Annotated in this window: 25 protein-coding genes; 7 read left to right on the top strand and 18 right to left on the bottom strand. The window is 67.4% G+C overall.

What is annotated here, in order from left to right:
- Positions 1-79: 79 nt before the first annotated feature.
- The 4 genes from DL238_RS04265 to DL238_RS04280 all read right to left on the bottom strand — a co-directional run bounded on the left by DL238_RS04265 (position 80) and on the right by DL238_RS04280 (position 3,730).
- Complete coding sequence (locus DL238_RS04265) at positions 80-934, bottom strand: FAS1-like dehydratase domain-containing protein (protein WP_115492763.1); 855 nt, start codon at positions 932-934, stop codon at positions 80-82.
- Positions 934-2,154, bottom strand: a complete 1,221-nt coding sequence (locus tag DL238_RS04270) for an acetyl-CoA C-acetyltransferase (RefSeq protein ID WP_115491123.1) — start codon at positions 2,152-2,154, stop codon at positions 934-936. The genes DL238_RS04265 and DL238_RS04270 overlap by 1 nt, the downstream gene beginning before the upstream one ends.
- On the bottom strand, positions 2,151-3,317 hold the full coding sequence (locus tag DL238_RS04275) for an acyl-CoA dehydrogenase family protein (protein ID WP_115491124.1): 1,167 nt from the start codon (positions 3,315-3,317) through the stop codon (positions 2,151-2,153). Before DL238_RS04275 ends, DL238_RS04270 begins: the two co-directional genes overlap by 4 nt.
- 89 nt (positions 3,318-3,406) lie before the next feature.
- Entirely contained in the window at positions 3,407-3,730 is a 324-nt protein-coding gene (locus tag DL238_RS04280) for a hypothetical protein (RefSeq protein WP_234030959.1), read from the bottom strand.
- Between the two features lie 181 nt (positions 3,731-3,911).
- Here DL238_RS04280 and DL238_RS04285 point away from each other — a divergent pair, with 181 nt between their 5' ends.
- Positions 3,912-4,922, top strand: a complete 1,011-nt coding sequence (locus DL238_RS04285; protein ID WP_115492764.1) for a right-handed parallel beta-helix repeat-containing protein — start codon at positions 3,912-3,914, stop codon at positions 4,920-4,922.
- On the opposite strand, the gene DL238_RS04290 is transcribed toward DL238_RS04285, so the two are convergent.
- The 3 genes from DL238_RS04290 to DL238_RS04300 all read right to left on the bottom strand — a co-directional run bounded on the left by DL238_RS04290 (position 4,919) and on the right by DL238_RS04300 (position 7,310).
- Positions 4,919-5,440: a GNAT family N-acetyltransferase gene (locus DL238_RS04290; RefSeq protein ID WP_115491126.1), complete on the bottom strand. Its 522-nt coding sequence runs from the start codon at positions 5,438-5,440 to the stop codon at positions 4,919-4,921. The two genes, DL238_RS04285 and DL238_RS04290, sit on opposite strands and share 4 nt — an antisense overlap.
- Positions 5,440-6,414, bottom strand: coding sequence for a GTP cyclohydrolase II (gene ribA, locus DL238_RS04295; RefSeq protein ID WP_234030960.1), 975 nt, complete (start codon positions 6,412-6,414; stop codon positions 5,440-5,442). The genes DL238_RS04290 and ribA overlap by 1 nt, the downstream gene beginning before the upstream one ends.
- 98 nt (positions 6,415-6,512) lie before the next feature.
- The gene (locus DL238_RS04300; RefSeq protein WP_115491127.1) at positions 6,513-7,310 is read right to left on the bottom strand and encodes an exodeoxyribonuclease III; all 798 of its coding nucleotides are present in this window, start codon (positions 7,308-7,310) and stop codon (positions 6,513-6,515) included.
- 139 nt (positions 7,311-7,449) lie between these two features.
- On the opposite strand from DL238_RS04300, the gene DL238_RS04305 reads away from it, so the two are divergent.
- Positions 7,450-8,904 (top strand): alkaline phosphatase, encoded by a 1,455-nt coding sequence (locus tag DL238_RS04305; protein ID WP_115491128.1) that lies wholly within the window; start codon positions 7,450-7,452, stop codon positions 8,902-8,904.
- A 337-nt stretch (positions 8,905-9,241) separates the two neighbouring features.
- Here the strand turns inward: DL238_RS04305 and DL238_RS04310 are convergent, their stop codons facing one another.
- The 5 genes from DL238_RS04310 to pabB all read right to left on the bottom strand — a co-directional run bounded on the left by DL238_RS04310 (position 9,242) and on the right by pabB (position 13,221).
- On the bottom strand, positions 9,242-9,904 hold the full coding sequence (locus tag DL238_RS04310; RefSeq protein WP_115491129.1) for a LolA family protein: 663 nt from the start codon (positions 9,902-9,904) through the stop codon (positions 9,242-9,244).
- 79 nt (positions 9,905-9,983) lie between these two features.
- Positions 9,984-10,151 carry a 50S ribosomal protein L33 gene (gene rpmG, locus DL238_RS04315; RefSeq protein WP_010233410.1) on the bottom strand — a complete coding sequence of 56 codons (168 nt, stop codon included), beginning with the start codon at positions 10,149-10,151 and terminating at the stop codon, positions 9,984-9,986.
- A gap of 172 nt (positions 10,152-10,323) precedes the next feature.
- The gene (arfB, locus tag DL238_RS04320; RefSeq protein WP_115491130.1) at positions 10,324-10,740 is read right to left on the bottom strand and encodes an alternative ribosome rescue aminoacyl-tRNA hydrolase ArfB; all 417 of its coding nucleotides are present in this window, start codon (positions 10,738-10,740) and stop codon (positions 10,324-10,326) included.
- A 10-nt stretch (positions 10,741-10,750) separates the two neighbouring features.
- Positions 10,751-11,404, bottom strand: a complete 654-nt coding sequence (locus tag DL238_RS04325) for an RluA family pseudouridine synthase (RefSeq protein WP_115491131.1) — start codon at positions 11,402-11,404, stop codon at positions 10,751-10,753.
- The gene (gene pabB, locus DL238_RS04330; RefSeq protein WP_115491132.1) at positions 11,401-13,221 is read right to left on the bottom strand and encodes an aminodeoxychorismate synthase component I; all 1,821 of its coding nucleotides are present in this window, start codon (positions 13,219-13,221) and stop codon (positions 11,401-11,403) included. Before pabB ends, DL238_RS04325 begins: the two co-directional genes overlap by 4 nt.
- A 102-nt stretch (positions 13,222-13,323) precedes the next feature.
- On the opposite strand from pabB, the gene DL238_RS04335 reads away from it, so the two are divergent.
- Positions 13,324-14,898 carry a helicase HerA-like domain-containing protein gene (locus tag DL238_RS04335; protein ID WP_115492766.1) on the top strand — a complete coding sequence of 525 codons (1,575 nt, stop codon included), beginning with the start codon at positions 13,324-13,326 and terminating at the stop codon, positions 14,896-14,898.
- A 167-nt stretch (positions 14,899-15,065) separates the two neighbouring features.
- Here the strand turns inward: DL238_RS04335 and DL238_RS04340 are convergent, their stop codons facing one another.
- The 6 genes from DL238_RS04340 to DL238_RS04365 all read right to left on the bottom strand — a co-directional run bounded on the left by DL238_RS04340 (position 15,066) and on the right by DL238_RS04365 (position 20,788).
- On the bottom strand, positions 15,066-16,502 hold the full coding sequence (locus DL238_RS04340; RefSeq protein ID WP_234030961.1) for a sensor histidine kinase: 1,437 nt from the start codon (positions 16,500-16,502) through the stop codon (positions 15,066-15,068).
- A gap of 11 nt (positions 16,503-16,513) precedes the next feature.
- Positions 16,514-17,254 (bottom strand): response regulator, encoded by a 741-nt coding sequence (locus tag DL238_RS04345; protein ID WP_115491133.1) that lies wholly within the window; start codon positions 17,252-17,254, stop codon positions 16,514-16,516.
- Between the two features lie 11 nt (positions 17,255-17,265).
- On the bottom strand, positions 17,266-17,865 hold the full coding sequence (locus DL238_RS04350) for a hypothetical protein (RefSeq protein ID WP_115491134.1): 600 nt from the start codon (positions 17,863-17,865) through the stop codon (positions 17,266-17,268).
- 210 nt (positions 17,866-18,075) lie between these two features.
- Positions 18,076-18,477, bottom strand: coding sequence for a cupin domain-containing protein (locus DL238_RS04355; RefSeq protein ID WP_115491135.1), 402 nt, complete (start codon positions 18,475-18,477; stop codon positions 18,076-18,078).
- Positions 18,470-18,880, bottom strand: coding sequence for a VOC family protein (locus DL238_RS04360; protein ID WP_115491136.1), 411 nt, complete (start codon positions 18,878-18,880; stop codon positions 18,470-18,472). The genes DL238_RS04355 and DL238_RS04360 overlap by 8 nt, the downstream gene beginning before the upstream one ends.
- A gap of 75 nt (positions 18,881-18,955) precedes the next feature.
- On the bottom strand, positions 18,956-20,788 hold the full coding sequence (locus tag DL238_RS04365; RefSeq protein ID WP_115491137.1) for an aminopeptidase P family protein: 1,833 nt from the start codon (positions 20,786-20,788) through the stop codon (positions 18,956-18,958).
- Between the two features lie 115 nt (positions 20,789-20,903).
- Here DL238_RS04365 and DL238_RS04370 point away from each other — a divergent pair, with 115 nt between their 5' ends.
- The 4 genes from DL238_RS04370 (at position 20,904) to DL238_RS04385 (ending at position 25,028) form a co-directional block, all read left to right on the top strand.
- A complete protein-coding gene (locus DL238_RS04370; RefSeq protein ID WP_115491138.1) occupies positions 20,904-23,093 on the top strand; it encodes a S9 family peptidase in 2,190 nt (729 codons plus the stop codon).
- Positions 23,090-23,719 (top strand): HAD family hydrolase, encoded by a 630-nt coding sequence (locus tag DL238_RS04375; protein ID WP_115491139.1) that lies wholly within the window; start codon positions 23,090-23,092, stop codon positions 23,717-23,719. Before DL238_RS04370 ends, DL238_RS04375 begins: the two co-directional genes overlap by 4 nt.
- Positions 23,720-23,729: 10 nt before the next feature.
- Positions 23,730-24,137, top strand: a complete 408-nt coding sequence (locus DL238_RS04380) for an acyl-CoA thioesterase (protein ID WP_115491140.1) — start codon at positions 23,730-23,732, stop codon at positions 24,135-24,137.
- 111 nt (positions 24,138-24,248) lie between these two features.
- Positions 24,249-25,028 (top strand): LytR/AlgR family response regulator transcription factor, encoded by a 780-nt coding sequence (locus tag DL238_RS04385; RefSeq protein WP_181883814.1) that lies wholly within the window; start codon positions 24,249-24,251, stop codon positions 25,026-25,028.
- The last annotated feature ends 11 nt before the right edge of the window (positions 25,029-25,039 follow it).

The following is a 25,039-nucleotide window of genomic DNA, read 5'->3' on the forward strand; positions in this document are numbered from 1 at the left end:
TACTGCTTCCATGCCGGGGCAGATAACATCTCGGACGCTGACAAACAATTTATCCCGGCGCGCCCCGATCGCGACTTTATTAGTCTACGCGCGCGTGAGCCTGTGTCAGTACAGTGCCTGCGTCGTCGAGCGCCGCCAGCTCCAGCGCGTCACCACTGTGCCGCAGCGCGAGATGCAGCTTGTCGCCGACGATTGCAGGCGAGCGGGCGCTGAAACCGAAATGGCGAACCCGGTTCTCGCCGAGCACATCGCCGGCCAGCTTCAGAAGAAGCGTCGCGATCAGCGGGCCATGGACCACCGGGCCGCGATAGCGCTCGACCTCGCGCGCATAGGGCGCGCCGTAGTGGATGCGATGCGTGTTGAAGGTGAGCGCGGAGAAGCGGAACAGCAGCGCTTCGGTGGGCGCGATGGTTTCTATCCGGTCCCACGCGGTCGGATCGAAGCGGCTGTCGGTTACTTCGGGCGGCACCAGCGGCGCATCCGCCGGCGCGGCTTCGCGATAGACCAGCGTCTGCTCTTCGCGGATCGCGGGCTCGCCATTGGCGGTGATCGCGTGTTCCAGCTTCAGGAAGGCGAGGCGGCCGCTGCGCCCCTCCTTCTCCTCGATCGAGACCACGCGGCTGAGCTTGTCGATCCGGTCGCCCAGCGCGAGCGGGGTCAGAAACTCGATCTCGCTGCCCGCCCACATCCGGCGCGGCAGGTCGATCGGCGGGTAGAGGCTGGCGGGATCGTCGCTGCGCGCCGGGTGCCCATCCTCGCCCAGCATCGCGGTGGGGGCCTGCGGGGTGCACAGGCAGAAGTGGATACCCTGCGGCATCGCGGGCGTCTCCGGCGGCGACCGGTCGAGCGTCGCGAGCCAGCGGGCGGCCAGCGCCTCGTCGAGCCGGTCGGCGGCGCGCGCCTCGCGCCCGACCCAGTCGGACCAGTCGGCCATCAGGCCGCGCATTCGAAGATCGCGGCGAGCCCCTGCCCGCCGCCGATGCACATCGTCTCGAGCGCGTAGCGCCCCTGCCGCCGGTGCAACTCGTGCGCCATGTCGGCAAGGATACGCACGCCGGTCGCGCCGATCGGGTGGCCGAGCGAGATTCCCGAGCCGTTGACGTTGAGGATGTCGCGGCGCGAATCATCCTCGCTCCAGCCCCAGCCTTTCAGGACCGACAGGACCTGCGGTGCGAATGCCTCGTTCAGCTCGATAAGGTCGATATCGTCCCAGCTTCTGCCGCTGCGCGCGAAGAGCCGCTCGGTCGCGGGGACGGGCCCGATGCCCATGCGTGCCGGGTCGCAGCCTGCGGCCGCCCAGCTGTCGAACCACAGCATCGGCTCGAGGCCGAGCTCCTCCAGCTTGTCTTCCGCGACGACGAGGCACGCGGCGGCGGCATCGTTCTGCTGGCTGGCATTGCCTGCGGTGACGATCCCGTCCTTCTCGATGGCACGCAGCGCGCCGAGGCTTTCCATCGAGGCGTCGGGGCGGAAGCCCTCGTCACGGTCGAACGTGACCGGGTCCTTGCGCCGCTGCGGCACTTCGACCGGCACGAGCTGCGCATCGAACTTGCCCGCATCCCACGCGGCTGCGGCCTTCTGGTGCGAGGACACGGCGTATTCGTCCGCCGCCTCGCGGCTGATGTCGTAATCCTTCGCGAGGTTTTCGGCGGTTTCGATCATGCCCGAGATCACGCCGAAGCGCTCGATCGGCTGGCTCATCAGGCGGCCGCGCGTCAGCCGGTCGTACAGCGAAATATCGCCCATCTTCGCGCCGTGGCGCGCCTTTGTGGTGTAATGCTCCACGTTGGACATCGATTCGACGCCGCCCGCCAGTACGCAATCGGCCGCGCCGGTCTGGACCATCATCGCCGCTTCGATCACGGCTTGCAGCCCCGAGCCGCAGCGCCGGTCGAGCTGGAAGCCGGGGACCTCGATCGGCAAGCCCGCAGCGAGCCACGCCCAGCGCCCGATCGCGGGCGCCTCGCCGCTGCCATAGCCTTGCGCGAGCACGACATCGTCGACCCGCGAGGGATCGACGCCGCTGCGCGCCACCAGCGCCTTGATGATCTGCGCGGCAAGGTCGCCTGCTTCGAGCGGGGTCAGGGTACCGAGGAAGCGCCCCACCGGCGTGCGCAGGGGCGAGACGATGGCGGCGCGGCGCAGCGCACTCATGCCGATGCTCCCGCGGCGAATTCGCGCAGCATGTGCTTGGCGACCTGCAGTTGCAGAATCTGCGTGGTCCCTTCGTAGATGCGGTAGAGCCGCGCATCGCGGAAGAAACGCTCCGCGTCGTATTCGGTCAGGTAGCCCGCGCCGCCGTAGATCTGCACCACCCTGTCGACCACCCGGCCGCACATTTCGGAGGCGAAGACCTTGAACGCGGCGGCGTGCTTGATCGTGTTCTCGCCCCGGTCGACGCGCGCGGTCACGTCCGCCATCATCGCCTCGGCCGCGTAGATCTCGGTCCAGCTTTCGGCCAGCATCGCCTGGATCAGCTGGAAATTGGCGATCGGTTCGCCGAAGGCCTGGCGCTCGTTGGCATAGCGCAGCGCGCTGTCGAGCGCGCGCTTGGCGTAGCCCGTGCTTGCCGCGCCCACGGAAATGCGGCCATTGTCGAGGCTCTGCATCGCGAAGCGGAAGCCCTGGCCGGGCTCGCCGCCGAGCAGCGCGTCGGCCGGCACGTGCACGTCCTCCAGATAGACGTCGGACACGTGGCTGCCCGCCTGGCCCATCTTGTGATCGGCGCTGCCGGTCGACATGCCGGGGATGTCCATCGGCACGATGAAGGCGCTGACATGCGCGTTCTTGGGCAGCGCCTCCTTCTCGGTCCGCGCCATGATCAGCGCGACGTCGGCATGGGGTGCGTTGGTGATGTAGCGCTTGGAGCCGTTGAGGATCCAGCCATTGCCGTCGGGATCGCGCTTGGCGGTCGTCTGCATTGCCGCGCTGTCCGATCCGCTGCCCGGCTCGGTCAGGCCGAAGCACGCGATTTCGCCGCTGGCGATGCGCGGCCACCACTCGGCCTTCTGCGCGTCCGTGCCGCCGTTCTTGATCGCCGAATTGAACATGCCGACATTGATCGAGAAGATCGAGCGGAAGGCGGGCGCGGCATAGGCCATCGTCTTCACTGTCTGCGCATATTGCGTCACGCTGAGTCCCGCGCCGCCATATTCCTCGGGCACGGTCAGGCCGAACAGGCCCATGTCCTTCATTTCATCGACGATGTCGGCAGGGATCTTGTCGTTCGCGATCACATCCTTCTCGGCCGGAATCAGCCGTTCGCGCACATAGCGCTGCAACTGCTCGTGAAACTGCTCGAAAGTGTCTGCATCCATTCCCGACATTGTGATCCTTTAGCGTTCGCGTGTTCGCCAGATAGGCTGGGGACGCCGGACGAAGCCGCATGCTCCGCCCGGCGGGAGCCTCAGTTCTCTTCTTGCGAGCCTTCGATCTCGGCCATGATGTCGGCGGCGGCAGCTTCGGCCGCGGCGGCATCGTCCTCGACCGAGCGACGCACTTCCTCGGCCCGATCTTCGGCGGTCTGGGTTTCGACCGGCGGGGGCGGCGGGGCCGCAGTATCGACGGTGTCGTCCTCGAGCGGTTCGTCGGTCACGTCTTCCAGCGCTTCGTCGGCAACGATCTCGACATCCTCGGCGACCACTTCGTCGCTGGCATCGTCGGAATCGCCGCAGGCCGAAAGCGCGAGAGCGCTTGCGCCGACCAGCCCCATGCGAATCATGAATTTCATCTGCCCATCCTCCATTGGAAATGTCTCGCGCGATGCGGCGTAGCACCTGTTCGCGCTGTGCCAAGCTAAGCAGAGCGGGGCCGCGGAGCAAAGGGAAATGCGAAGCGAGCGGGCCGGAGCGGGGAGCTTTGCGGGCCATGCTTAGCTGCTTGTTAACCACTCGCCTCTAAGCGTAATGCGCATGGCCCAAGCTCGCGAACAGATCCCCGCCCATATTGCCAAGCGCCCGTCGCTTGGCCGTCCCTCGATGATTATCGGCGGGCTGATCGCGGCCGCCGCGGTGGCGTCGATGCCGGTCGCGGCGCTGATGGCGCAGCCGGCGTCCGCGCCCTTCGTCGTGGTGGAGACCAATCGCGGCTACGCGACGCTCCAGTCGGCGGTCGACGCGATCGGATCGAGCGAGGGCAGCATCGCCATTCAGCCGGGCACTTATCGCCAGTGCGCGGTGCAGGAGGCGGGGCGCATCGCCTTTCTCGCGACCGAGCCGGGCGAAGTCGAATTCACCGGCACCGCCTGCGAGGGCAAGGCCGCCCTCGTGCTGCGCGGCGACGAGGCCAGCATCTCGGGCCTCATCTTCAGCCGGATCGCCGTCGACGATGGCAACGGCGCGGGCATTCGCCACGAGGCGGGCAAGGTCACGATCGCCAATTCGTGGTTCCGCGACAGCCAGCAGGGCATTCTCACGGCGAACGATTCGATGCTGCGACTGGTGGTCGACCGCTCCACCTTCACGCGGCTCGGCACCTGCGAATATTCGGGCGGGTGCGCGCACTCGATCTATACCGGCGATATCGGCCATTTCCGCGTGACCCGCAGCCGGTTCGAGCAGGGCACCGGCGGGCACTACGTCAAATCGCGCGCCGCGATGGTCGAAATCGCAGCCTCCAGTTTCGACGATTCGGCCGGACGGGGGACCAATTACATGATCGACCTGCCTGCCGGAGCGCGCGGGCAGATCACCAACAACTGGTTCGTGCAGGGGCAGGACAAGGAAAACTACTCGGCCTTCATCGCGGTGGGTGCCGAAGACCAGCTCCACAGCTCCGACGGCCTGACGATCGCGGGCAACGACGCGCGTTTCGTGCCCTCGGTGTCGCGCAACTCCACCTTCGTGGCCGACTGGACCGGCGCGAGCCTGCGGATCACCGACAACCGGCTTGCGGGCGGCCTCCAGCCGTTCGAGCGCCGCTAGGCCACCGGCCTGGCGCTGAAACCCGGCGCGTAGGAGACTTCGCCTTTCGGGCGCGGACCCGAGCCGATCATCCGGACCTGGAAATATCCGGGCAGCGCTCCGGGCAGGACGAGCTCGGGGTCGGCACTGAACCCGAAGCGCGTGTAGTACCCGGGGTCGCCGAGCAGCACGAGGCCGCGCGCGCCGCGCGCCTCAAGCCGCACCAGACTTTCTTCGACGAGCTGCGAGCCGATGCCCGTGCGTTGCCGCGTGGGCATCACCGACACGGGGCCTCCCGCGAACCATCCCGCCGAGCCATCCGAGATCGTGATCGGCGAAATGGCGATATGGCCGACGATCGCCTCGTCTAGATTGGTCGCCACCAGCGACAGCACCAGATCGCCGTCGGCGCGCAGCGAATCGACGATGTCGTGTTCGTTGCCGGACGAATATCCGTCATTTGCAAAGGCGGCGCGGGTCAGTGCGTGGATGGCGGGTGCATCGCCTTCCACTTCATCGCGAATTGTCAGCTTGCGCATTACAGCAGATGACCGGACCGGTCGCGCTTGGTTGCCAGATAGCGTGCGTTGTGCGGATTTGTGCCCGTATCCAAGGGGACCCTTTCGACGATTTCGATACCTTGCCCTTCGAGCGCGGTAAGCTTCGCCGGATTGTTCGTCAGCAGCCGGATACGTGAAATCCCCAGTAGGGAAAGCATCCGTCCCGCAATGGGAAAGTCGCGCGATTCGTCGGGCAGGCCGAGCCGCTGGTTCGCTTCGACCGTGTCGTACCCCTGCTCCTGCAACTGGTAGGCGCGCAGCTTGTTGACCAGCCCGATCCCGCGCCCTTCCTGCCGCAGGTAGAGCACGATCCCATAGCCGCCATGCTCGGCCTCGCGGGCGGATGCGGCGAGCGCGTGATCGAGCTGCGGGCCGCAGTCGCACTTGAGGCTGCCGAAGACGTCGCCGGTGAGGCATTCGGAATGAATCCGCACGAGCGGAACCCGGTCGGCGCTCTGCCGCCCGATGGTGATCGCGGCATGTTCGCGCAGGTCCGCAGGGGAGCGGAAGATAGCTATGTCGGCCTGCTCGGCGACCGAGATCGGCAGGCGCGTGCGCGCCGCGATGCGCAAGGATTCGGGTGCGGCAAAGGCCTCGAGATCGCGCGTGGCGACTTGCACGGGTTCCTCCTCGGGCACGGCGTCGACGAGGAAGGCCGGCAGAATGCCCGCCTGCCGGGCGATCTCGAGCGCGGTCGCGGGCCATGCGCCATCGGGCAGCGCGAGCGCGCGGAACGGGCCCTTCATCGGATTCGCCATGTCGAGTGCGGGATCGGCGACGGCGCGCGCCAGATCGAGCGCGAAGGGCTCCCCACCCTCGATCAGGACCGGCGCATGGGGCAGCGCGGCGGCGCGCTGGTTGGCGAGCTTGAGCGTCTGTGCGCGGGCCGCCGAAATCAGCATCGCATCGCTGCGGATATCGGGCACGGCGACCGTTTCGACCGGGGTCAGCATGGGCCCGCCGTCGCCCGCGTCGACCCGGATCGGCCAGCCGTGCCGCAGCGCGTCGATCGCCTGGGCCAGCGCGCGCGGGTTGCCGGGCGCGGACCCGTTCAGAGTGCAAACTCCGTGGTCAGCGGGACATGGTCCGACGGACGCTCCCAGTTGCGCGCTTCTTCGAGAATGGTGTGCCCGGTCGCCTGCTTCGCGAGCTCGGGGCTGGCCCACATGTGGTCGAGCCGGCGCCCCTTGTCGTTGGTCTGCCAGTTGGGATTGCGATAGCTCCACCAGCTGTAATAGCGCTGAGGCGCGGGCACATGCTCGCGCCCGATATCGGTCCAGCCGTGCGCGTCCATGAAGCGCTGCAGCGCCTCCACCTCGATCGGCGTATGGCTCACCACTTTCAGCAGCTGCTTGTGGCTCCAGACGTCGCTTTCGAGCGGGGCGATGTTGAAATCGCCCACGATCAGCGTCGGTTGGTCCACCTTGTCCGCCCACTGCGCCATCCGCTCGAGGAAATCGAGCTTCTGGCCGAATTTCGGATTCACGTTGCGGTCGGGCACGTCGCCGCCCGCGGGGACGTAGACGTTCTCGATCACCATGCCCTGATGCGCAGGGTCGGTCAGACGCACGCCGACGTGTCGCGCCTCGCCATTATCCTGCCAGTCGTAGCGGGAGATTTCCTCGAACGGCAGGCGGCTGACGGTGGCGACACCGTGATAGCCCTTCTGCCCGTGGATCGCGATATGCTCGTAGCCGAGCTCTCGGAAAGCCTTGGCGGGGAAGGCTTCCTCGACGCATTTGATTTCCTGCAGGCACAGCACGTCGGGTGCGTGGGCGGTGAGGAATTGCTCAACCAGCGGCATGCGCAGGCGGACCGAATTGATGTTCCAGGTAGTGACAGAGACCATGCCCCGGCCCTATCCCGCGCGTCCGCACCCCGCAAGACGGGCGCGACTGGCTGTGTCCACACGCCATTCGCGAGATTGTCTTACACGGCCGCCAAAGGCATGGGATCGCCTAGATCCGCAGTCCGGGAGGAAAGCCTTCATGATCCGATTTACCGCCACCCTTGCGAAGCGCCGCGCCGTAACGCTTGCCGCAATCGCCGCCCTGCCGCTGGGTGCCTGCACGAGCACGACCAACTATTACGGGCCGGAAGATGCCGCACGATCTGCCGCCGCGCCGCAAGCGGGCACCGCGAAGAACGTGATCCTGTTCGTCGGCGACGGCATGGGCATCTCGACCATCACCGCCGCGCGGATCCTCGCCGGACAGCAGCAGGGCCTTGCGGGCGAGGAATACCGGCTGAGCTTCGAAGAGTTCGACAATGTCGCGCTGGTCAAGACCTACAACACCGATGCGCAGGTGCCCGACAGTGCGGGCACGGCGTCCGCCCTCAACACGGGCAGGAAGACGCGCATCGGCGTCATCAACACCGACCCGGACGCCCCGCGGGGCGATTGCGCCGGCGCGCAGGGCCACCTGATGCAGCCGATCGCGCAGGAGGCGCACGAGCGTGGCAAGGCGATCGGCATCGTCAGCACCGCGCGGATCACGCATGCCACCCCCGCCGCCGTCTATGCCAACAGCCCGGACCGCAACTGGGAGGCCGATTCGGACATTCCCGAAAGCCAGCGCGGCCTCGGCTGCAACGACATCGCGCAGCAGCTGGTCGAATTCCCCTTCGACCTCGCACTCGGCGGCGGCTCGCGCGCCTTCTTCGGCGAAGCGAAGGGCGGGGCGCGGCTCAACGCCGATGCCGACCTCCCGGCGCAATGGGCGGCGCGCACGGGCGGGAGCTTCGTGACCGATACGGCCGCCATGCGGCGTGCACCGCTCGATCGGCCGGTGCTCGGGCTCTTTTCCGGCAGCCACATGACCTACGAGCTGGACCGCGAGGAGGACACGAAAGAGCCGACGCTGACCGAGATGACCGCCGAATCGATTCGCCGGCTAGCCGACGATCCCGAGGGGTTCTACCTGATGGTGGAAAGCGGGCGGATCGACCACGGGCACCACGCCGGGCAGGCAGGCTACGCGCTGGAAGAGACGATCGAGTTCGCGCGCGCCATCCAGTACGCGGTCGAGAACACCGATCCGGAGGAAACGCTGATCCTCGTCACCGCAGATCACAGCCATGTCTTCACGATCGCGGGCTATCCGCAGCGCGGCAATCCGATCCTCGGGCTGGTCTATCCGCCCGCCAGCGGCGACGAGGACCATCCGGGCGGCACCGAGGGCCCCTCGCTGGCGGCCGACGGCAAGCCCTACACCACGCTCGGCTATGCCAACGGGCCCGGCGCGGTACAGGGCGAACGCCCGGTGCCCGAAACCGGGGCAAGCGCGCGCCAGCAGGCGCTGATACCGTCGGGATCAGAAACTCATGGGGGCGAGGATGTCGCGCTGTTCGGAACGGGGCCGGGCGCGCAGCGCGTGCGCGGCACGATCGAGCAGAACGTGGTCTACGACATCATGCGCGCCGCCTTCGGCTGGGAGGAGTGAGTCCTTTCCGCTCGCGGTGAATGCGCTAGCGCGCATCACCGCTGCGGGGCACTGCCCTGGATGGCGCCAGACCGGTCCGCCTGCGGATCGCGTCGGCGCCTAGGGCCGATAACAAAGGAAAACCCCCGTGCCGGGGGCATTGGCACGGGGGTTCCTTACGAGCGTTCGTCACGCTTGCGACAAGGCCTGTGGTATGAAGGGGAACCGCGGGGCAACAGGGGGGAAACCCGCTGGTTCTTCAGGCCTTGTGTGATCGAGAATAGGGTGGGTCGCCTTGCCTGCCAATGAACGTAGCCGGCATTCGACCGCACATCTCGGGCATCACTCGACGAACGGTTTACTGGGGCCGACGGGATGCGCGACGCGGATCCTTGTAGGTAAAGCTCGAGTCGCTGACAGAGAGGCCGTAGCGGTGGTTCGACAGCCGCACCGTCGTCCGGTTGTTCTGCGCATCGAGCGCGACCCAGTTGGTCAGTTGCCAGCCTGCCGGCGCGTTCGCATTGCGCACGAAGATCAGCGTGATGGTGCCGTATTCTGGCTTGTTCGGATCGCGCACCTCGACCGACAGGACGTCCGGGTTGCCGGTGCTGACCAGCTTCCCGTATTTCTTCACGTCGCGATTGGGATCGAGCAGCGCGCCCAGCGGCGAATTGCCGATCGGCCAGCGCTGCACCTGGTTGACCTCGTAGTCGATCATGGTGAGCGACTTGCCGTTGGACACGACCAGCAGCGGCACGCCCTTGGCGTATTCGAAGCGGATCTTGCCCGGACGCTTGAGCGTCATCACCCCGCTCACGGTCTGCCCGGCGCGGTCGGTCTGGGTGAAATTGGCGCGCATCGTGGAGATGCCGCGCAGTGCGCTCACCGCATTGTCCAGCTTGTCGGACTGGGCCACCGCAGCCGTGGGCAGGGCGACGGTCGCAACCGGCGCTGCACCCAGCATCGCAAGAGTGGCAAGCCCGGCGAGCGGGCGGCGAAGCATATCTTTCATGGTCGTCATGACGGCCTCCGTACAGGTCTCGGAGTGAACCGCGCGTGAGCGGCGCCGGTTCCGCGCCGCAAGCTTTTAAAAGCCGACCTTACTTGATCTTGGCTTCCTTGAACTCGACGTGCTTGCGCACGACGGGGTCGTATTTGCGGAAGGTCATCTTCTCGGTGATGTTCCGAGGATTCTTCTTGGTCACGTAGTAGAAGCCGGTGTCCGCAGTCGACACGAGCTTGATCTTGACGGTTGCGGGCTTCGCCATAACTCAATCCTGCCAGTTCAAGGGCCCGGCCATCGGTGCTTCGCCCCGACGGGGCTTCGCGATGTGCATCGGGTAAAAAAACAATAGGCGGCGCACGCGGCACCGCCCGATTGCACGCGCTATTGGCGGCGAGGGCGTGAAAAGTCAAGCTGCGAGTGGCGCTGCCGGCCGCCTACCAATCCTGGCGCGTGGGCTTGGAACGCTTGGCCTTGATATCGCCGCGCGCTTTCTTGGACTTGAGGCGCTTTGCCTTGCCCACGCGGTTGAGCCGGGTCTTCGCGCGCGTCTTGGGCCGGCGGTGCGCCTCGCGCAGCAATTCCTCCAGCTTCTCGCGCGCCAGCCCCCGATTCGCGTCCTGCGTGCGGTGCTCGCGCGCCACGATCAGGATGTCGCCGCTGTCGGTCAGGCGGCTGCCCGCAACCTCGCCCAGCCGGCGGAAGGCGAAGGGGGAGAGGCGCAGCTTGTAGGCATTGACCCGCAGCTGGACTTCGGTGGCGACCTTGTTGGCATTCTGCCCGCCGGGGCCCGAGCCTGCCACGAACCGCTCCTCCGCCAGAGTGTGTGCGCGTGCGATGACGTCGTCGATCATCGCGGTCCGATCACGATTCGCTAAATCCCAGCGCGGCGAAATCGGCCGGAAGCGGGCTGGTCGCGGCAATATCGGTCTTGCCCTCGCGCGCGACGGTGATGGCGCTGGCATGCAGCATGGTGCGCGGTGCGCCCGCCTTGCTGCCGTAGACCGGGTCGCCGAGCAGCGCGTGGCCGATCCCGCTGGCGGCATGGACACGAATCTGGTGCGTGCGCCCGGTCGCGGGATGGAATTCGACGAGCGTGTACCCGCCCTGCGTGGCGATCACCTTCCAGTCGGTGAGCGAGGGCTTGCCCTTCTTCGCGGGGATCATCCGCCAGCCTTTCTCGGCGCTGCTGATCTTGGCGAGCGACAGTTCGACCCGCCCCTCCTGCTCGGCGGGAATGCCCGCCAGCACGCCGTGGTAGACCTTGGTCACCGCCTGCGCCTCGAACGCGGCGGCGAAGCGCTTGTGCGCCTTGGGATTGCGGGCGAGCAGCAGGCAGCCGCTGGTGTCTGTGTCGAGCCGGTGGACCGCGCTGGGCGGACGCTGGAAGCCGAGCTTGAGCTGTTCGAGATGGTCCTCGAGGCACTCGCCGCCCCGGCGCGGGCGGTCGATCGGCAGGCCGGCAGGCTTGTCGATCACCAGCGCTTCGCCGTCTTCGTAGAGGATGGGAATGTTCATACCAGTTGTGCCTGCATCAATCCGCGCAGCGCGTTTCCGATCCAGAAACCGTTTTCCAGATCGCCCAGCGTGACTTGGCCTTCGACCGCGCGGCCTTCGGCAATCAGCGAATCGCGCAGCACGCCGGGCAGCAGGCCGAGCGCGAGCGGCGGCGTGACCAGCGTGCCGTCACGCTCCACGAACACGCTCGTCCAGCTGCCTTCGGTCACCAGCCCGTCGTCGCGCACCAGCAGCGCCTCGTGCGCGTCCAGCTCGTGCGCGGCGGCGAGAGCGTCGGCGTAGAAGCCGCGATCGGTCGTCTTGTGCCGCAGCCGCCAGTCGCCGGGCGCGACGGGCAGGGGCAGGGCGATGCAATCGAGCGGCGCCGTGGGCGTGGCGGGCAGCGGGGCGACCTCGATCGCCGTGGTGCCCGAGCGTGCGCAGACCAGGCGCACGCGCGCGGGGTCGGACAATTCGAAGCACAGCGCCTGGATCTGGTTGCGCGCGGCATGGCGGTCGAACGCAAAGCCCAGTTCGTGCGCGCTGGAGGAAAGGCGCGCGAGGTGCCCTTCGAGCAGCGGGATGCCCTCTTCGGGGTCGAAGCGCATGGTCTCGATCAGGTCGAAGGCGGGGGCGCGGCATTCCGGCCCGCTCGCCCGCGCAAAGCCCGCCTTGATCTGTGCCTCGCGCCATTCGGCCAGCGGTTCGCTGTCGGCCACGATCCCCGCGCCGACACCCAGCACGGCGGTGCCGTGGCCATTCTCGGTCGGGGTGATGCGCAAGGTCCGGATCGCGACGTTGAAGCTGGCCGTGCCGTCGGCGCCATAGGCCCCGATCGCGCCACAATAGGCTCCGCGCGCGTCACGCTCGAGCCGGTCGATCAGCTCCATCGCGCGGATCTTGGGCGCGCCGGTGATGGAGCCGCAGGGGAACAGCGCCGTCACGATATCGCGCAGGCCCGCATCGTCGCGCAGGTCGGCGCGCACCGTGCTCACCATCTGGTGGACCGTGGGGAAGGACTGGACGGCGAAAGGCTCTTCCACCCGCACCGACCCGGCTTTCGCGACGCGCGACAGATCGTTGCGCATCAGGTCGACGATCATCAGGTTCTCGGCGCGATCTTTCTCCGATTCCGCCAGCTCCTGCGCCGCCTTGCGGTCCTCCGCCGGGTCGGCATGGCGCGGGCGGGTGCCCTTCATCGGGCGCGCGGTGAGGCGGCCGTCGGCGGCTTCGAAGAACAGTTCGGGCGAGAGGCTGACGAGCGCATGGCTGCCGTCCCACACCACGCCGCCGTGCCCCGCATCGGACGCCTTGCGCAACTCGCGGTAGAGCGCCAGCGGGTCGCCGCGGCACGCGCCCGTCAGTGGCAGCGTGAGATTGGCCTGGTAGAGGTCGCCTGCCGCGATCGCCTCCTGCAACTGCGCAAAGCGCGCCTGCCACTCGCCGATCGTGATCGCAGGCTCCAGCGGCCCGAGGCTCGCCGTGCCGGGCGCGCGCTCCGCCAGCCAGGCATCGACCTCGCCCGCAGGGATCGCACGCTCCGATTCGAACAGCCCGAGCCACACGAGCGGGCCCGCCGCGCCGGTGCGGCCATCGGCGAGCGGGCGCAGCTTGGGTTCGAGCGCGAGGCCCGCCTCGTAGGCGAGATAGCCCGCCAGCACGCCGCCGCTTTCGGCCTGCGCGGCCTCGGCCTGCGCCAGCACGTCCTCGACCTCGTCCGGCCGCAGCGCGCGGAAGACCTTCAAAGGGTCCTCGAACAGGCGCGCGCCACCCGTCGCGCCGCCATGTTGGGCGGGGCGCGCATCGTCGAGCAGGATGAAGGGAGCCGCTGTCGCCATCGCATTCCCGCTCTATCGAAAGGGCAGCGAATTGGAACCACCTTGACGCTCCGCCGCACGCTCGCGCAGACCATCTGGCGACTGGCAAGGGAGGGTTCGGCGGTGAGCGCGTTATTTCTGGGTCGCAACGAAGCGGGCGAGGCGCAGGAACTGCTGCTGAGCCGCGCCAATCGCCACGGGCTGATCGCCGGGGCGACGGGTACGGGCAAGACCGTGACGCTGCAGGGCCTCGCCGAAAGCTTCTCCGCCGCCGGGGTCCCCGTCTTCCTCGCCGATGTGAAGGGCGATCTCGCCGGTCTCGCGGTTCCGGGTTCCTCCACCTTCAAGCATGCCGACAAGATCGAAGGCCGGGCGAAGGCGCTGGGCATGGACGATTTTGCCTATGCCGATTTTCCGGTCGTCTTCTGGGACCTGTTCGGCAAGCAGGGCCACCCGGTGCGCACGACCGTGTCCGAAATGGGCCCGCTGCTGCTCGCGCGGCTGCTCGACCTCAACGAGACGCAGGAAGGCGTGCTGCAGATCGTCTTCCGCTATGCCGACGAGAACGGCCTGCTGCTGCTCGATTTCGCGGACCTGCGCAGCATGCTCGCCTTCGCGGCGGACAATACGGGCACCGTCTCGGGCGAATATGGCCGGATCACCAAGGCTTCCATCGGCGCGATCCAGCGCGCGCTGCTGACCTTCGAGAGCGAGGGGGCGGACCGCTTCTTCGGCGAGCCTGCGCTGGAGGTGGACGACCTGTTCCGCGTGGATGCGAAGGGGCGAGGGTTCATCAACATCCTCGCCGCCGACACACTGATGCGCAGCCCCAAGCTCTACGCGACCTACCTGTTCTGGCTGCTCGGCGAATTGTTCGAAACGCTCCCCGAAGTCGGCGACCCGGACAAGCCGAAGCTGGTGTTCTTCTTCGACGAGGCGCACCTGCTGTTCGACGATACGCCCAAGGCGTTCCAGGACACGATCGAGACGGTGGTGCGCCTGATCCGGTCGAAGGGCGTGGGCGTGTTTTTCGTGACGCAGAACCCGGTCGACATTCCCGAGGAGATCGCGGGCCAGATCGGCAACCGCATCCAGCATGCGCTGCGGGCCTTCACGCCCAAGGATGCGCGCGCGATCAAGGCGGCGGCGCAGACCTATCGCACCAATTCCGATCTCGACGTGGCCGAGGCGATCACGCAGCTCAAGGTGGGCGAGGCGCTGGTCTCCACGCTGGACGAGGACGGCGCGCCCTCGGTGGTCGAGCGCACGCTGATCAGGCCGGCGCAAAGCCGCCTCGGCCCGCTGTCGCCGGGCGAACGCGCGGTGATCCTCGGCGCCAGCCCGCTGGCGGGCAAGTACGATCACGCGGTCGATCGCGAGAGCGCAGCCGAGGCGATCGCGCAGAAGATCGCCGACGCGGCCGAGACTGCGCAGGAGGTCGAGGAGAAGGGCGAGGCGGAGGTCGCCAAGCGTGCGCGCAAGAGCACCAGCATCTGGGGCAAGGCGATATCGCGCGGCAGCAAGGTCGCCGCGGGCTCCGCCGCGGGGATGGCGGCGCGCAAGGTGCTGGGCAAGCGATCGCGCGCCAACCCGGTGGCCTCGGGTGTCACCTCGGCAGCCGGTTCGATCGCCACCGATCTTGCAGGGCCGGTCGTCGGCAGTTTCGTGCGCAATCTCGTCGGCGGGCTGATGCGTTAGGGTGGCTGGGGCCGGATCCCGGCAACGCGACGCGCCGCGATCGATCTCGTCCCCGTTCGTGCTGAGCTTGTCGAAGTGCGGGTAGGGACGCTCTTGCGCATTCACCCTTCGACAGGCTCAGGACGAGCGGAGTGGTTTATATCCGCCGGTCGAAAGACGTCGAAGCACTACCCTCGCAAAGGAAACCGCATCTCGGCGCGCAACCCGCCTTCGGGCCGGTTGGTGAGTACCAGATCGCCGCGATGTTCGCGCATGATCGCGCGGGTAATGGTGAGGCCGAGGCCCGCGCCGCCCGTTTCGCGATTGCGGCTGGCCTCGCCGCGCTGGAAGGGTTCGAGCATGGCGGCGACCTTCCCGGGCGCGATGCCCGGCCCCTCGTCCTCGACCGCGATCACCGCGACATCGCCCTCGCGCGCGACCGAGACCATCGCCGTGCCGCCATAGCGCAGCGCGTTCTCGATCAGGTTGCGAAGGACGCGGCGCATCCAGGTGACCTGCACCGGGGCGACCACCCGCTGGGTCCCGGCGATCGTCACCGGTCGCCCCATATCCTCGAACTCCTCGACGACCGCCTCGACCAGCGCGGCAAGCTGGGTCGCTTCGGGCGGTTCCTTCGCCCGGCCGATCCGCGCGAGCGAGAGAATGTCGTCGAGCGATCGGCGTAGGTCCTCGATCACTTCGGCCATCCGCGCGCGCTGGGTCTCGTCGGGCACGCTCTCGATCCGCACCCGCAGCGCGGCGAGCGGGGTCTTGAGATCGTGCCCGATCGCGCCGAGCATCACGTCCTTCTCGTCCAGCAGCGCCGCGATCCGCGCCTCCAGCAGGTTGTGCGCCACGATCAGGCGGCTGACATCCGCCGGGCCCTCGGGCGGGAGCGGTTCGCCCGCGGTCTGCGTGGTCGCGAAGGTCTCCACCCGGCCGGTCAGGCGGGCGAGCGGGCGCGTGATCCGGCGCAGCACCAGGTAGGTGGCCCCCAGCAGAACGAGGAACAGCAGCACGGTCTGGATCGCGATCAGCTGCAGCGCGCCGGCTTCCATCGGGATACGCGCCGCGCGCGCGACGATCCATTCGTCTTCCCCGGTCCGGCGCAGGCCCGCCACCAGCAGCTCCTGCCGTTCGTCCATCAGGCGTGCGCCCAGGCCCGGGCGGGCGCGGATCACTTCGGCCAGCACCGGATCCTCGGCGAGCGGGCGGACTGCGACCACCAGTTCCTCGACCCCGATGCCCTGCCGCTCGAGAATGGAGCGCAGGCGTTCTTCAATCCCGCGGTCGCGTTCCTCACCGGGCCGCAGGGGAGACTCCGAGGCGACGATGCCGGCCATGCGGCGGGGCAGGCGCGCCCCGCGGCCCTCGCCGATGCGCCCGAATTCGAACCCCCGCCCGCGTGCCTCCTCGCGCATCTCGCGGCGCAGCGCGCGGCGCGCCTCGCGCCCCTCGGGCCCGGTTTCGGCAGTGCGCATGAGAACGAAGGCCGCCGCGTTGGCAGTCGCGAAGTCGCGCCTTTCCTCCACCGACCGGTAGAGCAGGAAGGCGGACACGGCCTGGCCGATCAGCAGCGTGATCGCGATGGCGAGCAGGCTCTGGCCGAGAAGGCTCTTCGGCATTGCGCGGGGTATCATGCGGAGGATGCGCGGGTGACGTCGGCGGCGAAGCGGTATCCGCCGCCGCGCACGGTCTGGATGAAATGCGGATTGCGGCTGTCTTCCTCGATCTTGCGGCGCAGGCGGCTCACCTGGTTGTCGACCGCGCGGTCGAACAGATGCGCCTCGCGCCCTTGCACCATGTCGAGCAGCCGGTCGCGATCGAGCACGGCGCGCGGGTGATCGAGGAAGGCGCGCAGCATGCGGAATTCGGCGGTCGAGATCGGGTGGACCGTGCCGTCGGGATCGGTCAGCCGCTGCTTGAGCGGATCGAGCCGCCAGCCTTCGAACAGGTAATGCGCGTCCTCGTTCTCGGCGGTGTCCGCGTGGCGGCCCGCGCGGCGGAGGACCGAGCGGATGCGCGCCACCAGCTCGCGCGGCTCGAACGGCTTGGTGACATAGTCGTCCGCGCCGATTTCCAGCCCGACGATCCGGTCGGTTGCCTCGCCCATCGCGGTGAGCAGGATGGTCGGCATGTTCTGCGCTTCGATCAGGTGGCGGGTGAACGAGAGCCCGTCTTCGCCCGGCATCATGATGTCGACCAGCGCGATGTCGGCGCTTTTCTCGCGCAGGATGGAGCGCGCGGCGGCGGCGCTTTCCGCCTCGAGCACGACGAACCCCTGGCCGACGAGATAATCGACCAGGGGTTCGCGAAGGGCGCGCTCGTCATCGACGAGGAGGACGGTGACGGCCGGTGGGGTGGGCGTATCGGCCACGGTAGCGGCGGTTACTGTCCGGCGCGCTCGGTGCGCCTCTGCTGCATGCGTTCCCGGCGCTCGGCACGCATGGCGTCGCGCGCGGCCTTGCGTTCCTCGGCGGTCACGGTGCCGTCGCTGTTCGCATCGGCGCGGTCGAAACGGGCGAGGGCATGCGCCGCGAACTCGGCCTGCGTGATCCGGCCGTCGCCATTGCCGTCGGCGCGGGCCATCATGCCCATGCCGCGATGGCCGCCGCGACGGCCCATCCGCATGCCGCGCATGCCGCGCCCGCGCTTTTCGCTGCGAGCATTCGCATCTTCGCCGCGGGCCACGCGACGTTCGGCACGGCGTGCCTGCCGCGCTTCGTCGGCGGCTTCGCGTTCGGCCGCGCTGATCGCGTTGTTGCCGTCGGTATCGATCCGCGCGATCCGCTGTTCGCGGCGCAGCTCGCGATCGGCGAGGTCGAGCACGCCGTCGCTGTTCAGGTCCATGCGGGCGAACCGCTCGGCAGATTTTGCAGAGATTTCGGCGCGGGTCATGGGGCCGGGGTTGCGTTCGCCGGGCTGGGCGAGGGCGGCAGTTCCGGCCAGCAGCGATGCGCCGGTGAGAGCAAGGACGAGAGTTTTCATGGCGGGGGTTCTCCTGGGGGCGGTTGGAGAGCTGCGGAACGGGAGGGGGATTGGGGGAAGATCGAAACCCGCTCCGCAGCTCGTGAAACCCGTTATAGACCTGCTTTGTCGCACGGGTTTGCCGAACCCGAGGTGAATTGTAACGCCTTGTCGCAGGATCGGCGCACCGTTCATCGGCCTGTCAGATCGCGCCCTCGGATTCTCGCAAGGCTAGCTGCGCGGGCGATGCTGCGTGCCCCCGCCCGCAGTGATGAACAGCGCGGTCGCCGCGGCCTTCACATCGGCGGTGTGCCACACGCCTGGCGCATTGATCGCATAGTCGCCGGGGCCGAGCGTAACCCGCTCGGTCCGGCCATCGGAATGCTCTTGGATCAGCACGATCTCGCCGGCGGTGCACACCACCACTTCGTGCCCGCTGGGGTGCATTTCCCAGCTGTCCCAACTCTCGGCGAAGCTGTGCATCGAGACCAGCCGACCTTCGGTACCATCGCTCGCATTGCGCCGCCCGTAATCCTCGTACCAGTCCATCCCGGTGAAGGGCGGCTGCGCTTCGGCAGTGGCCCCCAAGCCGAGATGGATCGGATGTTCGCAGAGCTGGCGCGGCTCAGCCATCGGCGCCTTCGCTCGCGGGTGCCATGCAGAAGGCGTTGAGCTTGTTGCCGTCGCGGTCGCGGAAATAGGAGGCATAGAAGACCAGCCCGTTCTCGTCCGCCTCGCCGCGCGGGCCGGGCGCGCCCTCGTCGGTCCCGCCATTCGCCAGCGCGATCTCGTGCAGGCCGTGGACCTGCGCGGCGTCTTTCGCTTCGAGCGCGACCATCGTCCCGTTGCCCACGCTCGCCGCGTTGCCATCGTAGGGCTTGGTCAGCGCGACGCCGGGTGCGCCGCCGGGCTCGCCCCAAGCAATGAAGCTGTCGAACTCCATCATCCGGCCAACGCCCATTTCCTTCGCAAGAGCATCGTAGAAGGGCGCATTGCCCTGCAGGTCGTTCGTGCCGAGCGTTACGTATCCGATCATGGTCTCATCCTTCCGAGTCGCGACCCTCACCAGGACTGGAACATTACGTGAACAAGCGACGCCCGGCAAGCATCCTCAGAGCGGCTTCGTATGCCGCTCCAGCCAGTCGGCAGCCTGGCCGTCGAGCTGCGGGGCGAGGATTTCGCGGCAGCGGGCGTGGTATTCGTCGACCCACACGCGTTCCTCGTGACTCAGCAGCGAAGGTTCGATCAGCGTGCGGTCGATCGGCACCCAGGTCAGGTTCTCGAACCCGAACCACGTGCCGTCGTCGGCGCCGTCGATATGGCGTTCCTCGATCAGGATCAGGTTCTCGATCCGGATGCCGAATTCGCCCGCCTTGTAGTAGCCGGGCTCGTTCGAGCAGATCATGCCGCCCGCCAGCGGCTCCATCGTGCCGCCCTGCGATCCGGTGGTCTTGGCGATCCGCTGCGGGCCCTCATGGACGCCCAGCGCGCTGCCGACGCCGTGGCCGGTGCCATGCGCATAGTCGCAGCCCGCCGCCCACAGGAACTGGCGCGCCATCGTGTCGAGCTGGCCGCCGGTGGTCCCTTCGGGGAAGATCGCCTGGGCGATCGCGATATGGCCCTTGAGCACGCGGGTGAAGCGGTCCTTCATCTCCGCCGTGGGCGCGGCCTTGCCGTCCGCGCTGCCGACCCACACGGTGCGGGTGATATCGGTCGTGCCCGCGCCGGTTTCGCCGATATACTGGCCGCCCGAATCGCACAGGAAGATGCTGCCCGGCGGGATCGCGATATTGCTGTCCTCGTCGACCTTGTAGTGCGGCAGCGCGGCGTGACCCGCGGCCGCCGAAATCGTATCGAACGAGGTGTCCTTCAGCCCGCCGTCCATCTGCCGGAATTCGAGCAGCTTGGCCGCCGCCGTCAGCTCGTCGATCTCGCCCGAGGGGGCTTCGGCCTCGATCCAGGCGAGGAAGCGCGCGAGCGCGGCACCGTCGCGCGCCTGCGCGTCGCGGTGGCCCGCAATCTCGGCCTGGTTCTTGATCGCGCGCGGGAGGATCGTGGGGTCGCGCACCTCGACCACGCTCGCGCCGCACGCTTCGAGCGCCTGCGCGATTCCCGCCACGCCATATTCGGGGTCGAGCGCGATCCGCTTGCCGCCGATCTGGCCCAGCGCGCCTTCGAACTCGCCGCGAGGGCGGATGCTGACCGCATTGCCGAGGTGCTGCTTGAGATCGGCACCGACCTTGTCCTCGTCGATGAAGAGCTGCGCCGTGCCGTCCTGCTGCACCAGCGCGAAGGCCATGGCGACGGGGGTGTGGGCAATGTCGCCGCCGCGGATGTTGAACGCCCAGCCGACCGAATCGAGCGCGCTGAGCACAACCGCGTCGAGCTTTTCCTCGGTCAGCCAGTCGGCGATGGCCGCGCGCTTTTCCTGCGCGTTGGCACCTGCATGCTCGTCCGAATGGACGCGCGCGGGCGCATCGCTCTGCGCGGGCTGGTCGGCCCACACGGCGTCGATCGGATTGCCTTCGACCGGCACGAGCTTGGCGCCGACCTTGTCGAGCGCCTTCTGCGTCGTGCGGACCCAGCCGGGCGTCGCGAGCCATGCGTCGTAGCCGATCTGCGCGCCCTCACTGGCATTCGCGGCGAGCCAGTTCGCCGGATTGTCCTTGGGGACGGAGCGATATTCGAACAGGCGTTCCTCCACCTGGTCGCGCACCTGCACGGTGTAGCGCCCGTCGACGAAGATCGCAGCCTTGTCCTGCAACACCGCCGCGCTGCCCGCAGAGCCGCCGAAACCGGTCAGCCAGCGCAGCCGCTGCGCGTCCTCGCCGACATATTCGCTCATATGCGCATCGGCGATGGGGACGCAGAACCCGTCGAGCCCGCGCTTCTTCAATTCCTCGCGCAGGGCGGAAAGGCGGGCTTCATGGGTCTGCATCAGCATTTGGTCGATCCTGTCGTTTTTTGAGTCTGGCTATCTGTCTCGATCTGGGGTCATACCCCGCCAAAGCAAGGCTTTCAAAGCCGGGTGGCTTAGCCCTAGAGGGGGGACCGATCGCATGACCAAGCTATTTACCGCCGCATTCGCCGTGACCGCGCTCTGTGCGCCCGGCCTTGCAGCGGCCCAATCCAACGGAGCCGAAACCAGCGTGAGCCAACCAGCGCCTACTTCTCCCCCCGTCGCCGAGACGCGCGAACATACCTACACGCATCACGGGATCACCCTCACCGATCCCTATCACTGGCTGAAGGACCCGTCCTATCCGAAGGTCGATGACGAGGATGTGCTCGCTTACCTGAACCAGGAAAATGCGTGGTTCGAGGCGCAGATGGCCCCCCACCAGGCGCTGGTCGACACGCTGTTCGAAGAGATGAAGGGCCGCATCAAGGAAGACGATTCCACGGTCCCGCAGAAGGATGGCGACTGGCTCTACTGGTCCGAATTCGAAGAGGGCAAGGAATACCGCCTGCACTATCGCCGACCGGTTGCGGGCGGTGAGCCGCAGCTGCTTCTCGACGAGAACCAGTTGGCGCAGGGCAAGGACTACTTCCGTCTCGGCTCCTTCTCGATCAGCAAGAACGGCCGCTACCTCGCCTATTCCGCCGACGACAACGGGTCCGAACGCTTCACCGCGCGGGTCAAGGATCTCGAAACCGGCGAGCTGCTCGACGACGTGATCCCCGAAACGCTCTCCGGCCTCACCTGGCTCGCGAACGACACCATGCTCGCCTACGGCAAGGCGAACGAGAACTGGCGGGTCGACAATGTCCGCCTGCACAAGCTGGGCACCGACGTGTCCGAGGACGTCGAGATCTTCCGCGAGAAGGACGAGGGTTTCCGCGTCGGCGCGGGCCTTTCCGCGCAGGAAGACTGGCTGGTGATCGGCACCGGCGACAACGAGACGAGCGAAGTCTGGCTGGTCCCCGCCGACAATCCCACCGCCGAGCAGATGCTGGTCAAGGCGCGGCAGAAGGGCGTCGAATACGACGTCGATGTGCGCGACGACACGCTGTTCATCCACACCAACGATAATCACATCAATTTCCGCCTCGCGACCGCGCCGCTTGCCAATCCGGGCGAGTGGACCACGCTGATCGAAGGCTCGGACGATTTCTACCTGACCGATTTCGAGCTGTTCAAGGACTTCTACGTGACCGAAGGGCGGCTCGCCGGGCTCGATCAGGTGCAGCTGCGCGCCTACGACGATGCGGGCGACGTCACTCCGATCGCCTTCCCCGAGGCGAGCTTCGTCGCGGGCCTGTCGAACAACCCCGAATACGACATGCAGAAGCTGCGCCTGTCGTACCAGAGCATGGTCACGCCCGGTTCGGTCTATGATTACGACGTGAAGACCGGCGCGCTCGAACTCCTGAAGCAGCAGGAGATTCCGAGCGGCTACGACGCGACCCAGTACAAGACGGAGCGGCTGACGATCACCGCGCGCGACGGCACGCAGGTGCCGGTCAGCGTGGTGATGCGCAAGGATCGCCCGGCAGGCGCCGGCCCGCTGCACCTCTATGCCTATGGCGCCTATGGTTATGCGGTGCCGCCGGGCTTTTCGACCAGTCGCCTGAGCCTGGTCGATCGCGGCATGGCCTACGCCATCGCGCATATCCGCGGCGGGGACGATCTGGGCCGCCGCTGGTATCTGCAGGGCAAGCTGAATGAACGGACCAACACGTTCGAGGATTTCGTCGATGTCGCCAAGGGCCTGATCGACGCGGGCTATACCGAAAAGGGCAAGATCAGCGCCAGCGGCGGCAGCGCCGGGGGCGAGCTGATGGGCGTGGTGGTCAACACCGATCCTGACCTGTGGGGTGCCGTGGCCGCGCACGTGCCCTTCGTCGACGTGCTCAACACCATGCTCGACAAGGACCTGCCGCTGACGCCGGGCGAGTGGCCCGAATGGGGCGATCCCATCAAGAGCAAGCAGGCCTTCGCCTACATGCTCAGCTACTCGCCTTACGACCAGGTCGTGGCGCAGGAATATCCGCCGCTGCTGGTCACCGCGGGCCTCAACGATCCGCGCGTCACCTACTGGGAGCCGGCCAAGTGGGTCGCCAAGCTGCGCGCGACCAAGACCGATACCAACGCGCTGCTGCTCAAGACCAACATGGGCGCAGGCCACGGCGGCAAGTCCGGCCGCTTCGCCTCGCTGTACGAGACGGCGGAGGAATTCGCCTTCATCCTGACGCAGATGGGCGTGGTGGACAGTGCCGGCGCGACCGAAGGAGCCGACTCAGAATGACCATCAGGAACGTCGTCTTCGATGTCGGTAACGTCATCGTCCGGTGGGAGCCGGAGGCCATCGTCGAGCTCGCCTTCGGCAAGGACCTGCCCGACGGGATCACCAGCAGCGACCTGTTCGGCGGCGAAATCTTCCGCGCGCTCAATCGCGGCGCGATGAGCCTGACCGAGACGCAGCGCATGTTCGGCGAGCGCCACGGCTTCGACCGGAAAACCTGCGACCGGCTGGTCTCCGCGCTGTTCGAAAGCCTCCACCTGATCGAGGAAACGCCCCCGCTGATGCGCCGCCTCAAGGCGAGCGGCTACGGCATCTACGCGATCACCGACAATGTGCACGAAATCGTCGCCTACCTGCGCGGTCGCTACGATTTCTGGCCGCTGTTCGACGGCGCATGCGTTTCCGCCGATCACTCCACGCTCAAGCCCGATCCGCGCATGTATACCTGGCTGACGCAGACCTACGGCCTGGTGCCAGAGGAATGCGTGTTCTTCGACGATCTGCAAAAGAACGTCGACGGCGCCAAGGCGGTGGGGATGGAAAGCTTCGTCTTCACCACCACCGCGCAGGCCGAGGCGGACCTGCGCAGCATCGGCGTCGATCCGGACGCCAGGCTGGAGGCAGCGTGAGGGGGCTGGCGTGAGCGAGAGCTGGGCCTTCGAGCGCGACTACACCGCGGGCGCGGAGCATATCGACGAGCTCGGCCACGTGAACAACGCGGAATGGGTCCGCTGGATTCAGGACATCGCGGTGTCGCACTGGCACGCGGTCGCGCCCGATAAACACCGCGAGGCCTATATCTGGGTCGTGACCCGGCACGAGATCGACTATCGCGGCAATATCCGCGAAGGCGAGGTCGCGCACGGCAGCACCCGCGTTTCGGGCCAGCCGCGCGGCGCGCAGTTCGACCGCGAGGTGCAGTTCGTGGACGATACAGGCAAGGTGCTCGTCCGCGCGCTCACCCGCTGGGCGATGCTCGATGCGAAGACGCTGCGCCCGCAGCGCGTCACCGCAGAGATCGCCGCGCCGTTCGTGTCGGGTGGCTGATGTATGTGGTGCGCCCAATTCCGTTGAATTGATGCCCAAGCGTTCGGGATGGCGCGGCACTTGCGGACCGCAGTGCATTGCCTCACCGTTCCGCCTAGCTATCACGGTCGGATGATCGACACCCGCGCGTTTCCCGCGCTGAGCGCGCTTGGAATTTTCGCGATCTACGCGATCACGATGACGATCGCGGAGGGCTTCGACGCCCGTCACCTCTACTCCGCCGCCGTCAATGTCGCGGCGCTCTTTGCCTGCTTCGCGATCGCCTCGGCGATACTCGACGCGATTGCACCCGCCCGGCGGGCCCCGGCGGCTCGCGCGGGTGTACACGTGATTCTGGCGATCCTGTTCACCTTCGGCTGGTACGCCCTCGTCCTCGCCGGATTCGCACTCGGCAGCGGCTGGTTGCGGGACGGCGTGGTCGCCCGGGCCTTCACCGAGAACACGATGGTCTGGCAGCTCCATTACGGGGCCATGATGTATGCGATGCTGATTCTGTATCGCGCGTGGAGAGCGGAACGCGATGCGCGATCGATCGCATCGCCGCCGCCGGGCTCCCGGCCCGATGTCGAGCCCGAGCACCTCCTCCTGCGGCATGGCAACGAGATGATCCGCATATCGCCCGACGAGATCGTCAGGATATCCGGCGCAGGCGACTATGCGGAGATCGTGACGCGAAGCGCGCGCTACATGTCCACACGGTCGCTGGACCACTTCGAAGATACGCTTTCGCCTGAACTCCTTCGCGTCCACCGCTCCCATCTCGTCCGGCTCGGCGCGATCGAGCGGACCGAGCCTGCGGGCAACGGGCGCCTGCAACTCCACCTCGTGAACCGGGATACGGTGACCACCAGTCGCGATGGAGGAAAGCGTCTGCGCGCATTGGTGCGTTAGGTTCGTTCACC

The organism is Alteriqipengyuania lutimaris (assembly GCF_003363135.1).
GTDB classification, from domain to species: Bacteria; Pseudomonadota; Alphaproteobacteria; order Sphingomonadales; family Sphingomonadaceae; genus Alteriqipengyuania; species Alteriqipengyuania lutimaris.